Source organism: Paenibacillus humicola (assembly GCF_028826105.1).
Lineage (GTDB): Bacteria > Bacillota > Bacilli > Paenibacillales > Paenibacillaceae > Paenibacillus_Z > Paenibacillus_Z humicola.
Genome location: NZ_JAQGPL010000001.1, coordinates 5,432,608 through 5,448,728 on the forward strand (window position 1 = coordinate 5,432,608; position 16,121 = coordinate 5,448,728).

Consider the following 16,121-nt stretch of genomic DNA (forward strand, 5'->3'; position numbering starts at 1 on the left):
GCGCGGCACATTCTGAGCATAGTCCGCGCAGCCCCATGCCGGCAGCGTAAACGTCCGGCTTTCGGCGGTATTCTCGGGCGCATGCGAGGCAGACATGCGGCGCCGGAGATAGAAGGCCAGCGGCGGAATGCAGCAGCTTCGGGTAAGACGTTTTCAACACTTGCCATATACCTGACAATTTGCCGCTCTCCTTCCGATTGCAAACGATCCCGAACGCGAAGTGGAACCGGGTTGTGATAAATGATCTTGAGCCGTATTGTTGTAGCGGTCTCCCTCACGAATTGGCCGGATGCAAGTAGCCTTTTCGGGCCGCCAAAGCATTCATGCGGCGGATTTGACGGATCGCCAGCCGCTGAGAGCGGGTGCGCGCCGGTGCGCAAAAATAGACGCTTCCCGCCGGATCGTCTTTGGCTCGCCCAGCCCTTCCCGCCATTTGAACGAGCGCGGCGTCGTCAAACTGCTGGCTGTCGGCGTCCAAAATAAAGACATCGCTTTTCGGCACGGTGACGCCCCGTTCGAGAATCGTCGTCGTGACGAGCACCCGGATGGTCCGGTCGCGAAACTGCAGCACTTTGTCGCGGCGCTCTCCGTCCTTGGACGACGTTCCTCCGACCGGCACATCCGGAAGCAGCTGCCTAAGCCGTTTCACCAGCGAATCGATATGGGCAATTTTCTGCACGAATACAAATAACTGTGCTCCGCGGTCAACGGACGACCGAATCGCCTTCGAGAACGGCCGGGGCAGGCTGTGGCGGCGAAGCAGCTCCTGAACCGGAGGAAGCCGCAGCGTGACGGGTACCGGAAGAGGGTGGCGGTGGAACCGGACGGGAACCCGCGCATGCGCCAGCCTGCCCTTTTCCGCCTCGCGTCTTAACGACGCCGGCGGCGTGGCGGTAAGCAGCACCGTGACGCCGTCCGGTGCGCATACCTTTTCCGCGGCATAATGAAGCATCGGATCGCCGTGGAATGGAAACGCATCGAGCTCGTCGATAACGACGAGGTCGAATGCACCGGCGAAACGAAGCAGCTGATGCGTTGTCGCGAGCGTAATCTCGCCGTTGTCCCAGCGCTGCGGGCTGCCGCCGTACAAGGCGGTGACGGAACGGTCCGGGAACGCCCGCCGGATCCGCGGCTCCAGCTCCAGCACGACGTCCCGCCGCGGCGTGGCAATCAGCGCCCTCCCGCCGCGCAGGATGCTCGATTCGATAAGCGGAAACATCATTTCTGTTTTTCCGGCGCCCGTGACAGCCCATAACAAAAACCGGCGCTTCGGGCGCCCGGTCCGGTCCGCGGTCTGACCAGCCGCCGTTAGCGCTGCGGCGCAGCCGGCGACAGCGGACCGCCATGCGGCAATCAGGGGACGAGCGAGTTCACGCAATCCGCGCGAGGCCGTCGAAGAAGATGACGCGGAAAGCCGGGAGGATTGTTTTGTACCGGGGACCGGTAATTCAGACGCTCTCGTGCCGACTCGCGGGCCCTCCTCCGCCCGCGCGGCCAGAGCGTGAAAGCGGCGGGAAAACCTGCTTCCAAACCCGTTGCGTCCGTCTACCGGGAAATCGTCCGACTCGATGTAGCGGAGAGCCGCTGCGGCGGCGGCTTCCTGCGCCGCGCTCAGCTTCCAGGGCGCCAGACGCGCGCGAATTGCCGCGCTGTCGGCGCGGGGCTGCGGCGGACCCGGCTTCTGCGCGGGCTCCGCTGCCGTAACGGCCGGCGGCAGGGGCTTGTCCGGCAGGCCGAGGATGAGCAGTCCGCATTCGCGGCTGCGGCCCATGGCGAGGCATGCCTCGCAGTAGGCGCACATGCGCCCGCACGCGGCGCATGGCGTGCGGCGCATGCGCGCCGCTCCGCTGCCGCAGCGCATGCAGCGGAGCGCGGCGGCGCGCGGCGCCGCCCCCCGCAGGCGCGGCAGTGCAGGCGCAGCCTGCCGCGCCTGCGGGGCAAGCGCTCGGCCGAGGCGAAGCCGGCCGAGCAGCGCCGCGAGCTGGAGCGCGGGAGCCGCCGCGCTCCAGGGCTCCTGCGGCGCGCCGCCGGGCGGCGCGGCCCCGCCCGAGCCGGCGGCGGCGAGCAGGGCGAGCGCCTCGCCGGCGAGCAGCGCGCGGCCCTGCAGCAGCGCAGCGGCGCGGCAGGCTTCCGCCGCCAGCGCCTGCGCGTCCGCGCCGAGAAGCAGGCGCGGCCCTCCGCCGGCAGCCACGCGGCATGCGCGGCCGCTCCGGCAAACGACCGGGCGCCCCGCCGCGTCATACGGCTCTCCGCCCACCTGACGGTCGTCCGCACATACGAGACGCACCAGATGTTCTATCCTTGCGCACACGTCGGCCTCGTTCAGGCGCAGCCCGGATTCTGTCCGCCATTGCTCCACAGCGGCGGACGCAATACCGAGCGGCAGCGGCACCGACCATAAAACGCAGCAGCGCCCGCTGCTTAGCCGGTTGTCATGGAACGCTTCGGTTGCGTTCATACCATAAGCAGACTTAATCGACTGCTCCCGGAAGCCGGAATCCAGCCAAAAGGAAAAATCAACCTCCGGAGCGATGCTCCACCGCATGTGTAGTCCATCTTCGGCCTGAAGCACGTATAACCATACCTTCATCCCCTCCAATTCCCCCTCACCGCGCAAAGACGACCTGAAATTGCCCCGCAGCCCGGCTAGCCTCTTCTCACGCAAAAAGAAAAAAGCACACCGGAAGCCGCATACTTGCGGCTAACGGGTGTGCTTCACTCGTCCGTCCATCGATTTGTACCGATTATACCGCGTCTCCTCCCTCGTTTCAACCTAAAATGCGAATGCAGCGGCCGGGTATCCGGAACGATGCGATGAGATCAAGAACCTGTAACGCGAAACAAGAAAACCAAGGCGTGAAAATCAAGCTCCGCTCATAAAAGCCCTTCCCGTTATTCTGTGAATCTTTCAGCGCACGATGAAATCCATATCAAGCAAATCCTCTGAATCGATGTCAGTGAGTGAGGTTCCCGACGGTCGAGCCATCCCAGGCATATCGAAAATTACAGCGGCAGCTTCGACAAATGACCGGGATCCCGCAAATCGACGAGCACCGCCCGCTCGCAGTCAGCCGAGGCTTCCGGCGGCGTCATCCAATACAAATGGGTCGGCTGCTGCGCGGAATCCTTCTCTTCATCGGCAGTGCCGGTCTGGCCGGCTTTCGATCGGTTGACGCCGTTTTCCGCTTTGACGCTTCCAGCCGCAGCCGGGCGTCCCCCGAGCCGGATTCGAAAGCGTTGCCATTTCGAACGCGGCTTCAACCTTGGCCGTTCATTTGGCGGCGTATCGGCTTCGAGGGCCGTATCAGTTCCGTTTGAGCGAGCTGAAGATTCCGGCGCTCCCGCTTTCACCGGAAAGGACACTTCGTCTTGGATGGAGATATTCATGCCCGACCGGGCGAACAGGCGTGCAATCGCCACCGTGTCGTCCTTGGAGCCCCGGCTCACGAGCGTTACCCGCACGGACTTGCCCGACCGCTCCTCATGCTTTTGCAGCATGCGCAAATACCATTCGATTTGCGATTGATGATTTTCGGCGATCAACACAAAATGCTCCGTCTTCGGCTCGCGTTTCGGGGCAAAACGGGAGGCTGCATGAACCGCCGCCGCGGCCAGTGCATAACTGCAAATAATCGCCAGCACAATAAGCATACGGCACCTCCTCAAAGTTTTTGTGCCACTTCCTGTTTAACGTCCCAGCAAACAAAAACTAGCTTCGTAAGCATACGCTAAAAGGATTTTGTGCTACTTCCTGCTTAACCTCTCAGCAAACAAAAACTTGCTTCGTAAGCATCCGCTAAAAAGTTTTTGTGCAACTTCCTATTTAACTTCCCTGTAAACAAAAACTCGTTTCGAAATCATACCGAAATCATCGGCCGGAAAGATTTTATACAGCTTCCCGCGCAGCATCCTACCTTCACTGAACATCTTGTAAAATGCTGCAAGTCTCCGTTGATCTGCAGAGGTTCTTCGCAGGAAACCGTACGTATGCAACATCATATGCCATATGCCGCCCATGGGTGCCGGACACGAACGGACAAGTCGAGAAAAAGGGCGCTTCTTGCCTTCATTCGCCCTCTCCCTCCCCGTTCTGCCGAAAAATGCAGCGCACTCTGCCTCCTAGTCAAACCGACGTGTGGCTTTCATTTATCCGGTTTTCCGATGTTCGTCATTCGCGTGGGAGAACAGTTTTTGTGACGGGGTCGAACCCCATAAAAATCCACGTTCTTCTGGCCGCCGCCATCGTAAAACGATGACAAAGAAAGGCCAACCAGAAAGCTCTGGTTGACCTGATAACACAAAAAAAGAGCCTCCGCCAACGGCGGAAGCTCCTGCTCGCTCTTTCCTTGCGGTCCGGGCGCTTAAAGCGTCACCCAGCCGAACTTAATCGAATTGATGACCGCTTGGGTGCGGTCGTCAACCTCCATCTTTTGCAAAATGCTGCTTACATGGTTTTTAACGGTCTTCTCGCTGATAAACAAATATTCGCCGATCATTTTGTTGCTTTTGCCCTCAGCCATTAGCCGCAGTACTTCCGCCTCACGACGCGTAAGCGGGTTGTTCTCGCCGGCAATGAACTTTACGCCCGCCTCGCGGCTGGCTGCCGCCCCGGATACGGCTCCGATTTCGTCCAGGTACGTCATGCGGCGGAGCTGATTGATCAGCTTGCCCGTCACCTTCGGGTGGATATAAGCGTGACCGCTCACGACGGAGCGAATCGCATTGATAAGCGCCTCGGCTTCCATATCCTTGAGCAAATATCCGGACGCGCCTTTGCGCAGCGTCTCGAACACGTAGCTTTCATCGTCATGGATCGATAAAATGATGACTTTCACGTCCGGAAAAATGTCACGCAGTCTCTCCGTTGCCACAACGCCGTTTTCGACGGGCATGTTAATGTCCATCAGCACGACCTCGGGCTTCATCTGGTTGCAGAATTCCAGCACTTGAATGCCATCGTTGCATTCGCCGATGACTTCCAAATCGTCTTCCATATTCAAAATCCGCTTTAGCCCCTCGCGGAATAGCTGATGATCGTCGGCAAGCAGCACTTTGATCTTCTGTTTGCCGGCTGGCGTTTTCAAATCCATCGTCAATTTACTCCTTTCTTTGCTCCGCGTTGATGGGGATATGGATCGTAATCTTCGTCCCTTGTTTTATTTCGGATTCGATCTCCATCCTCCCTTCCAGTAGCTCGACCCTTTCGCGCATTCCGATCAGTCCGAAATGGGCGCTGTCTTTTGCCCGGGATTCAATGAGATCGACATGGAAACCGACGCCGTTATCCTTCACGACAATTTTCACCATTTGGGCCTGATAGGTGAGCTCGAGTGCGACATAGGACGCCTCCGCATGCTTGAGCGCATTGGTAAACGCTTCCTGTACAAGCCGGTACATCCCCGCCTCCATGGCGGAGGGCAATCGCATTTCTTTTCCAATTGTGTCGAAAGTCGTCCGAATCCTGGTTTTCTCCTCGAAATCCTGAACATATTTTCTCAGGGTGGGTACGAGTCCAAGGTCATCCAATGCCATTGGGCGCAAATTGAAAATAATTTTGCGGATTTCCTCGAGACCGGAGCGAACTTGACCCTTCAAGTCTAATAATTCTTCTTGTACTAATTGAAATTCCTGCTTTCCAAGCATTCTTTCCGCAATTTCCGTCCTAAGAACTATATTTGCAAGCGACTGAGCAGGACCGTCGTGGATTTCCCGGGCGATCCGCTTGCGCTCTTCTTCCTGAGCCAAAATGATTTTAAGACCGATTTGTTGTCGATTTTTGGCGGATTCGAGAATACGCGTCACCTGGTTCAGGTCGCCGGACAAGTATTCAAGCACGACGTTAATCTGCGAACCGATCGTCTCCGCCCGCTCGATCGACTGCTCGACGTTGCGCACTCTTTTCTGCAAATCGTCGCGCCGCGCCTTAACGTACCCTTCCTTTTCGCGGTGAACCATGAGCTCCATCTGGATCTGCGTCGCCTTTTCATAGGCATTCTTAATGTCTTCTTCCTTGTAACGGACGAAATCCCGGCTTACTTCCGTAAGCCGGATGCGCGCCCGCCGGTATTCCTGTTCAAGCTTGTCGACCTTGTCGATAATGTCGGCCGTCTCGGCCAAAAGCTGGTTCAGCTCCTGGGAGAGATTGACCATCTCTTTACGGGCCGACTCGCAAATGCTGTAGATTTGAAGCCTGCTATTTTCCATCACGTCGACGGCGTTCTTGATGACGCGGTCGATATCGTTAATCCGGTAGTCCACGGGCAGATCGGCTCGCTTTCTCTGAAAGAATGCTTCCTTTACTATATCATACATCCGCCTGCCCTGTGGCTATGTCATTGGACGGTAATCCTGTCCAGTTTCCCGTCCCAGCTCACCTTGAATCCAAGCTGCTCCGAAACGAGCCGGATCGGTACGAGCGTACGCCCGCCCTTCAGCATCGGAGCGACCTCCGATTGAAGCCGGATTCCGTTCGAAATCACGTCCTTCTGCCCGATCCGCAGCTCCAGCAGCTTGTCGCCGCGCAGCACCGAGACCCGTTTCGTTACCGGCTCATAGCCGACCTGCGCGCCCATGGCCTCGGTAACGAACCGGAGCGGCAAATAGGTCGTTCCGTCCACGAGAAGCGGTGTAACGTCCAGCTTGTACGGTTGGCCGTCGACCTTCGCCGTCTTGGAGCCGATCGTCAGCATAATAGAGGCCCGGTGCGGCTCCGCAATCGACGCCGCATATTGGAAGCTGATATTGTCGAAATCGATTTGTCCGGTAAGCGCCCGTTCATCCTGGCCTTCCGCGAGCGATGCGACATACAGCCGCTTCAGCGTGACGGGATAAGCCGCGGTTGACGGCAGATTGACCTTGATCGTCTTCCAGCCGCTCCAATCGACTTGATCGGCGAGCGTCACGAGCTGCGATTTGCCTTTATTGTCGACGAATTCCGCGCGCACCCAGTTGAGGCTGTTGTCGCCCAGCACGTCGACGGTCATGGCTGATGGAGCGCCGTCGATTTTGCGTCCGCTTCCGCCCAGGACCGCATACGCAGCTTTCGTCCCGCTTCCGCCGGTAAAATCATACTGAAGCTGCAGGACGCTGGAAGCCGGACGGTCCTGAAGTCCCGAAACGATCGATGCAGACCCCTTCACACCATTCGTATTCTGGAACGAAATTGGGTACGTCGGCTGCTCAAAATTTTCAAAAAGCTTGTCGGTTCCCGTCCCCAGCACGGCAACGGCGGAAAAACCGTCATATCGGGCGATGGCATAGCCGGTCGTCGCATTCGGATCGATCGAATTGATCGTCAGCGTCCCGTCCTGTACCGTTCCGCTAAAACCGTGCAGCTCCCACTTCAACGAAGATGCCGGTACGTCCAGCCGGCGCCCGTCGTTTAACGTGACGCTCACGGGCACGGCTATCGATTTGCCCGCTTCCAACACCGGCGAGCTGGCATCAATGCTCATCTGGGCAATTTGATCGCCTCCGATAATTTCGATCGGCATCGAATCGCTGGCCGAGCCCGATTTCACCGTAATCGTCGTCTTGCCCGGCTTCACGGCCGCGAACGTGCCGCCGCCGAAGTAGCCGAGCGGGCTGGCCGCCTTCCAGACCGGCGCAGCGGCGCCCGGATCGACCGGATTATAATACGTGTCGAAAGCCTTCATCTCATAGTCCGCCTGCTCCCCGATAAACAGCACATCGGGACCGCTGATCGTAATGCCTTTAATCGGCCCTTGGGGAGCCGTCGTGAAAACGCCCAAACCGCTGGCCACCTTGCGCTGCACCGTGCCGTATTCCGTATCGTGGGTGAGCGTCGTATTGAACTCGCCGAGCGGCCGCGTAATCATCGTCGTCGAGCCTCCGCCGTCCAGATCGACGCCTTTCCATATGCCGAGCTGGATCATGATTTTTTGCAGCTCGGTCAGCGTGACGCCTTCGCTGTTGTCGCTGTTCTCGACGGTCATAATATACGCCTTCTTGCCGTCCTGGCTGTAACCGACGGCTGTCCGCGCCCGGTCCGCCGAGCCGCTGATGTTTCGGGTGTCGCGCGAAAAAGCAGCCGCCTTGCCGCCGTCGACCAGAATCGTATGGCCGCCGACAAGCATTTGCAGCGTAGACGGGTCCACCTGCTGACCGGTTGTTTGCGATACGAGCGTATAATTCGCCGTTACAGGCTGGCCGATCTGCAGATGCTGCAGGGCGAACTGCGCCGCCGTTCCGTGGGTGCGCAAAATATAGCCGTCCGCCGGCACAGGTCCGGGAATCATGCCGTTCTGGACGATTTGCGTGACGATCCCGTTCTCCACGAGCACCTCGGTCGGCGTCGTCGAGCTGTCGCTTACGTCGGGACGCGGCGCCGTCCATGCGCTCGTATAGATATAGATCGCGTTTGCGTGGCTGTATCCATTATCCGGCTCGGTCCGGTACGCCGCTTTGTTGATCCCAGCAAGCGGGAAGGTCGTACCGTCCAAGGCGGTAACCGTACCGCTGAAATCGAACAGGTCGATCATCGGCTTGCGGTCCTTCGTAACGGCAAAGGCATACATCCCCTTCAGCTTGGAAGGGCTCTCCTGCAGCACACCGTCGTTCACTTCGGCGCCGAGCGGCACGCCTTTGCCCGTTGTGTCGAAGAAATCGGCGTTAACGCCCGCAACGGCCCCGCTGCTGCTTACCATACTGCCGACGGAGCCGACGCCCGTAACGGAACCGGGAGTTCCGTTCATGACGCCAAGCTTGACGTACGGATTGGTCAGATCGACTTCAATGACGTGCACGATCGACGTCTCCGCACCGTCTCCGGGCTTGCTCAGCCATTTATAGTCGGTACGCTTCGCGCCGGACGTTATCATTTCCTCGTAAATCTTCGTCAGCTGCTGCATCTGCGCCTGAGTCGAAGCGGTCGAGCCCGCTTGTCCGGTATCCGCCGCCGCTGCTGAGACGGCCGCCGGCATGCCGATCGAGAGCGGCTGCATAAATAGCGACGCGCCGAGCGCCGCCGTCAATAGTTTTTGAGAGGCATTTCTTTTCTTATTCGCGTGTTTTCGGTTTCGTTTGTTTCTTTTTCGCATATTCCGACAACTCTCCCATCTCGAAATCTATTAGGTATAGACTATCGATCGATAGGAAAAGTTACGTGTGATAGAAGACTATAATCACCAGGTCCCAACCGAAAAGAAAAAGCTATCCGACATGATTCGACGGACAGCTTCCCTGAGCTTCCTTGACTTATTCGTCTAAAAATTGCAGCTTGCTTAGCAGACGTTTGATCATAACCGCCGCCTGCGCCCGCGTTGCATTCGATTTCGGAGCAAACGTATCGGACGTCAGCCCGTTAATGATTTCGGCATCGACAGCCTCGGCGGTATCCCCACGCGCCCAGGCGCCGATTTTGGCCGCATCCTTGAACCGCTTCAAAAGATCGGCATCACGCTGCGAGGAGCCAAGGCTCTTGCCCGCTGCCGCCGAAGCGCGCACGATCATCGAAGCCATCTGCTCGCGCGTAATCGGGCTTGCCGGCTTGAAGGTGCCGTCCGGCATGCCCTGCACAATACCCGCGTTCACCGCCGCTCCGATAGATGCTGCGGCCGTCGATGAGGCATCGACGTCGGAGAACTTCGCGGCCGCTTGGACATTGCCGGACAATCCGAGGCCGCGCACGATGAACGACGCGAACTCGGCTCGCGTAATCGTTTTGTCCGGCTCGAATCTGCCTGGGGAACGGCCCTCGACGATAAATTTATTCGCCAGCAGGAGCAGGTCGTTTCGGGCCCAATGGCTGCCGATATCGGCGTAATCTACCGAGCCTTTTACAGCCGCATAGACACTGTTGCCGTTGCGCTGAAACGTGATGACGGACTCGGAGCCCGATTGCTGCACATGAGTCGGGACATAAGACAGCCTGCCCGCCTGCGGATCGAACCAGACGACCGCGGTCTGCCGCGGATCGACCGCCGTCTCCGATCGAATCGTTCTCGTCGAGTATGCGTTCAGATGGTCGATCGGCTTCGTCACTCCGTTGCTGCTGACGGCCAGCTCGAAGCTTACCGGCTGCGTCAGCAGCTGCGCCGGTATTCCGTTCAGCGCCGCGGTCAAGGAGCCGGAGCCGCTTCCGATCGCATTCGTATCGATCGAGACAAGCAGCTGTCCGACCGGACCGGCGGCGTTCATCATTTGTCCGAGCTGCGTATAATCAAGCGCTTTTAGCGGAAGCTCATAGCTTGCATCCTTGTAAACGACTTTCAGGGACGCGTCCGGAGATGCATGCTGAATCTCCTGCAAAGTTCCCAGCGTGAAAGCAGCCAATCCGGCGTTTTCTCCGTCCGGAACGGTGAATACCGCTTTCGGCGCCGCTCCGGAAGCCCGCGCGGTATCGAACGCCGTGTAAAGCTTGTCCGACGTGATTTGATACCGGTTCGCCGTGCTTCCCGCCGGCGAAATGTCCGGCACCGCCGAAACGCCGTCTGCACCGATTTCGACCCCGTCGGCGGCGGAAACGCCATTGTCCGAAGCGCCGCCTGCCCCCGCCGTCCGGTTGGCGGCCGTCACGTCGGTAAACGGCGGCGCTTCCAGGCCGGCTACGGAACGCAGCGGGATTCCGTCGGGCGAATAGGAAACCGTCACCGTATCTCCGGGCTGTACCGCGGTATATAAATCCAGCCTTACGGTCGTCCCGCTCACGGTAACCGCCGAAACCGGACTGGCTCCCTGATTGATTTTCACGGCGAATTGCGTGGAGGAAGGCGTATAGGACGAATCGAGCAGGGCCGAGAACGTCAGCGTAATGGCGCTGCCGCCGGCGAAAATGCCGTAAAGCGCCGGCTGTCCCGTATTGACGATCGCGCCGGTACTGCCGTCTGCGTATATTTGCCGGGCGCTGAAAGCAGCCGCCGCGTTGCCGCTCAGATCGGATAAAACGCCGCCCGTGTAAGAGACGACGACCATATCCGCGGCGCTGATCGCCGATGGGAGCAGCAGATTGACGAGCGGACCCGATACCGTGACGGCGGATACGGCGCGTCCGGCCCCGTTTACAAGTATGGTATAGGCGACGGGCGACGGAACGGCAGCCGGATTCAGCGCTTCATTATACACCAGCGTAATACTATTCCCCGCTGCAGAACCATTTTGCAGAAGCGGTGCGGTCGTATCGATGCCGTTCTGAATGCTGAAGCCGCTGAACGACGCCGCGGCGTTACCCGATAAATCCTTGATCGGATTTGCGGAACCGTAGTAGGACAGCGTCACCGTATCGCTTGGCGTTACCGGGCTCCCATTGAAGGTCAGCAGCACCGTATTCCCGCTTCCGTTCACTTGCGATACGCTGCGGGCCGAACCGTTCACCTGTACCGAGAATGTCGTACTCGCGCTCGTATCGATCGCCTCCAGCTCCTCGCTGTACGTCAGCGTAATCGTATTCCCGTTCACGCGGCCGGCGGTTTGTACGGGGGCGGTGCTGTCGGGATTGTTCGTACATCCCGGTTCGAGAAGCTTGCCGCATCCGTCCCCGTGATGTCCTTGATCGGGTTATCGCCCGGCGAATAGGAAAGCTTGACGATTTGCCCGGCGGCGACGGCGCTTTGCAAATCAAGCGTCGCCATCATTCCGCTTACCGCGACGCGGGTCACCGCCCGGGAGGCTCCGTTGACCGTCGCATAGAAGTTGGCATTCGCCGGCACAGATCCCGCATCCAAAAGCTCGTTATAGGTAAGCGCGATTTTGGAAGAGCCGAGCAGCTCGGCCTTGGTTAATACGGGAGCTCCGGGCAGCGATACGGCCGTTTTAAACGTCCATTGATATTGGTTCAATATCCCGTCAAACTTGTTCCCCGCGACATCGGACACCGTTCCGTAAGCCATTTCCACGTAATAGTCCGTGCCGGCAGCCAGCGTACCATTGACGGAAATCAGCAGCTGCCGGTCGTTGTTCGGGTCAACCGACAGCGTCGCTGTCAATGCCGGTTTGTCCGTTCCGGTAAGCGGCTTTACTTTAACGCCGGCCGGATTGACGATTTGAACGGCTTCGCTGAACAGCATCCGCAGCGTAACGCCCGATATGCCTGTATTTTGCGCATCGTCCTGCGGCGTCAAAGCCAGGATCGAGGGCTTTGTATTGTCCTGCGTAACCGTAAACGTCCATTGGCCGTCCGGCGTCCCCGGAAAGTTATTGCCGTTTGCATCGCGAAACGCCTGGCTTCCGATTGTCACTTCGTACTTCGTGTTGCCGGCCAGCTTCGTTCCGGTATCTTTGACGGTGATCGTTGTCGTTCCGCCGCCGCTTACTTTATTCGAGGTTACCGGAATGCTTGCGGCTGCAGAACCGTTCGGAACCGTCTTGACGACGATGTTTCCCAGTCCCGGATATACCGGTTCGCTGAAGGTCATCTCCAGGTCGAGACTGTCCGCCGATTGCGTATCGGACGGTTTCCGGTCCATCATCGCCGGCGGCGACGTATCGCTCCCTGCGCCTGTTGTAAAATTCCAAGTCGTTGCATCCGTAATCCCTTCGTAAAGCGCAGCGGGGTCGTCCGTGCTCCTGAAGGCACCGACGTCGATCAGAACGTAATAGCCGGTATTAGGCAGCAATCCGTTCGGCGTCAAGGTTACTTTATTGCCCGAAACCGATACATCGGACGTACCGACCGTTAGCACGTCCGCATCGGCATTATCCGCAATCTTCTTGATGAGAATGGTGCCGGTGCCGGGGGATATGTTAATCGGAAACGTCATCACCAGCTTGGCCGATACGGAGACGCCATTCGCGTTGTCCGCCGGATTCAAGGCCGGCTTCCCAAGCGGCGGCGGCAGAGTGGTAAAGCTCCAATCTCCGCTCGCCACACCGGCGAAATCGTTACCAGCCCCATCCTTAAAGCTGCCCGCTGGCATGGTGATCCGATAGGAGGAATTGCCCTGCAGACCGTTCGGCGGCGTAATGACAATCGTCCTGGTTCCGCTTCCCGTGACAGCGGACGAAACGGCGCCGATGCTCTGGCTGTCCGAGGGCTGATTGACATTCGTAATCGTGATATCGCCCGATGCCGCGTATACGGGCTCGTTAAACGTCATCTTGAGCGATGTCCCGATGCTCCCCGTTCCGCCGTCTGCGGGCATTTTGTCCGACAGTATAGGCGGTTCCGTATCCGGAGCGGCCACCGTCGTGAAATTCCAACCCGTCGTATCGGAAATGCCCGTAAAAACCGCACGGTTGCTTTCATTGACCAGCGCGCCCGAATCGATCGTAACATAGTAACCCGTGCCCGCGTCGAAGCTGCCGGCCGGCGTTATCGTGACCACGTTATGACTGGACGGATTGATGGCGACGCGCGAATCCGTGGCGACCGTATACGTCTCGAATACGGAATTGTCGCGGAGCCTCTTGATCGAAATCGAAGCCGGACCGCTGCCCTTGGCGACATTTTCGTCGAAGGTGAGGACAAGCTGCGATTGTAAAGGCACGTTCGCCGAACCGGAGGAAGGCGATTTGCCCAGCACGACCGGACCGCCCGCCGCGGCTTCCACCCGCTTCGCACCGAATCCGCCGAGTCCGACTTGAAGGACCAGCCCTAACGCCAGTACAATATGCATCCATCTTGATCGAAACAAAAGATCCACTCCCCGGTAAAGAACTCGTTACCTTTTTGTCGGTCATCCTTATCCGGAAATGAAGACTTGAAGAAGAAACGGCTGACACCGTCCTTTGGCTGTGGAACACGGTTTACCCCCTAGGCCGATCGCGAAAGCAAGCTTACCTGTAGACGCAAAAAAAGCCGTTCCCCGCAAAGGGAACGGCTTCGAACGAAAATCGTGAACAAAAGGGTTAGTTGGAAGCGTCGGCTTTCAGTTGGTCCGCCTTGTCTACGCGCTCCCAAGGAAGGTCGATGTCCGTGCGGCCAAAGTGACCGTATGCAGCGGTTTTGCTGTAAATCGGCCGGCGCAAATCGAGCATCTTAATGATGCCTGCGGGACGAAGATCGAAATTTTTCTTAATGACGTCGACCAGCTTTTCTTCGGACACCTTGCCGGTGCCGTAGGTGTCGACGCTGATCGAAACCGGATTCGCAACGCCGATCGCATACGCGAGCTGAATCTCGCATTTATCGGCTAAACCGGCGGCGACGATATTTTTCGCCACGTAACGAGCGGCATAAGCTGCCGAACGGTCGACCTTCGTCGGATCCTTCCCCGAAAATGCGCCGCCGCCATGGCGGGCATATCCGCCGTACGTGTCGACGATAATTTTGCGCCCGGTCAAACCGGCATCGCCCTGCGGGCCGCCGATCACGAAGCGCCCGGTCGGGTTAATGAAAAATTTCGTGTCCTGATCGAGCCATTCCGTCGGAACGACCGGTTTAATGACGTGCTCACGGATGTCCGTCTGGATTTGTTCCAGCGTGACTTCTTCCGCATGCTGGGTAGAAACAACGATCGTATCGACACGTGTCGGTTTGCCGTCGATATACTCGATCGTAACCTGCGTTTTGCCGTCGGGCCGCAAATATTCAAGCTTGCCGTTCTTGCGGACCTCGGATAAACGGCGGGCGATCCGGTGCGACAATGCGATCGGGAGCGGCATCAGCTCCGGCGTTTCGTTGGTGGCAAATCCGAACATTAAACCTTGGTCTCCGGCGCCGATATCTTCATTTTCCTGCTGCACATCTTTACCCTCGCGCGATTCGATAGCGGCATTGACGCCCTGCGCAATATCGGCCGACTGCTCGTTCAACGAGGTCAGCACGGCGCACGTGCTCGAATCGAAGCCGTACTTCGCCCGGGTATAGCCGATATCTTTAATGGTGCGGCGCACGATGGCCGGGATATCCACATAATCCGCGCGGCTGCTGATCTCCCCGATCACCAGTACGAGACCCGTCGCCACGGAAACCTCGCAGGCGACGCGCGCATACGGATCGACCTCCAAAAAGGCATCCAGCACCGCATCCGAAATTTGGTCGCAAATTTTATCGGGGTGTCCTTCGGTAACGGACTCCGACGTGAATAAATGACGTCCTTTAAGCGACATCTGTTTCTCAACCTCCCACGAACTAAAAAATAACGGTAAGTATAAGGGATAAAACACACCGGAAAATCACAATCTAAAGCCGGCGCATCTTGGATCTAACGTTTGACGTTTCGATACCAAAAAATGAACCTTTCCCATGAATGGAAAAGGTCTTGAGTGAACTCTCTAAAACAGTATGATACCGAATCTGTCGCTTTGTGTCAATTGGTATTATAGCCCTTTAAGCGTCTGTTCGGCTTGCTGGATGAGCCTGCGCGTAATGGATCCGCCGACGGAGCCGGCTTCCCGAGTAGCTACGCTGGACCAATTGACGCCCGTTACCGAATGCACCGTTCCGAGCTCGCCTGCAAATTCGACTTGAACGTCGGTAGGATAGGCTGCAGTCAGCCCGAGCTCCGCTGCAATTTCGTATTTCATTTGCTCCAGCGCCTGCTTACACTGCGGTACGACGATTGTGTTCGATGACCTTCTTGCCACCGTTATGCACCTCCATTCGGAAAGTACATATAGCTTGCGTAAGCAGGGCTGTTTCGACGCGGATAAGTTGTTGGGTATAGGTGCAAATTATGACTTCGATTCCTGTGCCTGAAGGACATAACCGCCCCGGACCATTACGGTAATCGTTCCGGAAAATCCGGATGCGGCCGTAACTCCACGTCCGTCTCTTGGGAATACCAGCAAATGATTCTTATCGACCGGCGTTCCGTTCGTGATATCTTTTCCCGATGTGACATCGGCGATACCGCTCGCGTCGCTGCTGTACGCAGCCGCCTTGCCGGTACGGACGATAAATTCGGCGCCCGCTTTGCCGATCAGAATTTGTCCGTTCTTCACATTCACGATTTTGACGGACGTCGTATCTCCCGTTTGCACCGGTGTCTGTCCGTTCGAACCGCCTTGGAGCGAAGCGATTTTCTGATCGACATAGCTTTTTGTGACGACGGGGTCGTCCACCGAACCGGGCGCCGCTGCATTATCCTCCGCGTCCGAAGTCAGTCGAGTGCCAAACCATATTCCGATTGCAAGCACCGCCACGGACACTGCAATTCGGGTCGCAAATTTCGCCAAATCTGTTTCCCCTTTCTCTAGCACATAGCTCTATCCTACTAGATTTT

10 protein-coding genes are annotated in these 16,121 nt (G+C 57.8%); all 10 read right to left on the reverse strand.

Annotated features, from left to right (window positions below):
- Positions 1-274 precede the first annotated feature (274 nt).
- The 10 genes from PD282_RS24935 to PD282_RS24980 all read right to left on the reverse strand — a co-directional run bounded on the left by PD282_RS24935 (position 275) and on the right by PD282_RS24980 (position 16,074).
- The gene (locus tag PD282_RS24935) at positions 275-2,590 is read right to left on the reverse strand and encodes a helicase-related protein (RefSeq protein ID WP_274654213.1); all 2,316 of its coding nucleotides are present in this window, start codon (positions 2,588-2,590) and stop codon (positions 275-277) included.
- A 413-nt stretch (positions 2,591-3,003) separates the two neighbouring features.
- Positions 3,004-3,651 carry a hypothetical protein gene (locus tag PD282_RS24940; RefSeq protein WP_274654215.1) on the reverse strand — a complete coding sequence of 216 codons (648 nt, stop codon included), beginning with the start codon at positions 3,649-3,651 and terminating at the stop codon, positions 3,004-3,006.
- Between the two features lie 710 nt (positions 3,652-4,361).
- Complete coding sequence (locus PD282_RS24945) at positions 4,362-5,090, reverse strand: response regulator (RefSeq protein ID WP_274654216.1); 729 nt, start codon at positions 5,088-5,090, stop codon at positions 4,362-4,364.
- A 7-nt stretch (positions 5,091-5,097) separates the two neighbouring features.
- Complete coding sequence (locus PD282_RS24950; protein ID WP_274654218.1) at positions 5,098-6,258, reverse strand: sensor histidine kinase; 1,161 nt, start codon at positions 6,256-6,258, stop codon at positions 5,098-5,100.
- A gap of 74 nt (positions 6,259-6,332) precedes the next feature.
- Positions 6,333-9,059: a stalk domain-containing protein gene (locus tag PD282_RS24955; RefSeq protein ID WP_274654220.1), complete on the reverse strand. Its 2,727-nt coding sequence runs from the start codon at positions 9,057-9,059 to the stop codon at positions 6,333-6,335.
- A 157-nt stretch (positions 9,060-9,216) separates the two neighbouring features.
- Positions 9,217-11,415, reverse strand: coding sequence for an S-layer homology domain-containing protein (locus PD282_RS24960; protein WP_274654222.1), 2,199 nt, complete (start codon positions 11,413-11,415; stop codon positions 9,217-9,219).
- Positions 11,412-13,589: an Ig-like domain-containing protein gene (locus PD282_RS24965; protein ID WP_274654224.1), complete on the reverse strand. Its 2,178-nt coding sequence runs from the start codon at positions 13,587-13,589 to the stop codon at positions 11,412-11,414. Before PD282_RS24965 ends, PD282_RS24960 begins: the two co-directional genes overlap by 4 nt.
- 214 nt (positions 13,590-13,803) lie before the next feature.
- Positions 13,804-15,006, reverse strand: a complete 1,203-nt coding sequence (metK, locus tag PD282_RS24970) for a methionine adenosyltransferase (protein ID WP_274654226.1) — start codon at positions 15,004-15,006, stop codon at positions 13,804-13,806.
- A gap of 210 nt (positions 15,007-15,216) precedes the next feature.
- Positions 15,217-15,483, reverse strand: coding sequence for an alpha/beta-type small acid-soluble spore protein (locus PD282_RS24975; protein ID WP_274654228.1), 267 nt, complete (start codon positions 15,481-15,483; stop codon positions 15,217-15,219).
- A gap of 87 nt (positions 15,484-15,570) precedes the next feature.
- Positions 15,571-16,074, reverse strand: coding sequence for a hypothetical protein (locus PD282_RS24980; protein ID WP_274654230.1), 504 nt, complete (start codon positions 16,072-16,074; stop codon positions 15,571-15,573).
- Between the last annotated feature and the right edge of the window lie 47 nt (positions 16,075-16,121).

Excerpts from the sequence above, each read along its gene's own strand:
- PD282_RS24935 (WP_274654213.1), bottom strand. The coding sequence starts at position 2,590 with ATGAAGGTATGGTTATACGTGCTTCAGGCCGAAGATGGACTACACATG.
- PD282_RS24940 (WP_274654215.1), bottom strand. The coding sequence starts at position 3,651 with ATGCTTATTGTGCTGGCGATTATTTGCAGTTATGCACTGGCCGCGGCG.
- PD282_RS24945 (WP_274654216.1), bottom strand. The coding sequence starts at position 5,090 with ATGGATTTGAAAACGCCAGCCGGCAAACAGAAGATCAAAGTGCTGCTT.
- PD282_RS24955 (WP_274654220.1), bottom strand. The coding sequence starts at position 9,059 with ATGCGAAAAAGAAACAAACGAAACCGAAAACACGCGAATAAGAAAAGA.
- metK (WP_274654226.1), bottom strand. The coding sequence starts at position 15,006 with ATGTCGCTTAAAGGACGTCATTTATTCACGTCGGAGTCCGTTACCGAA.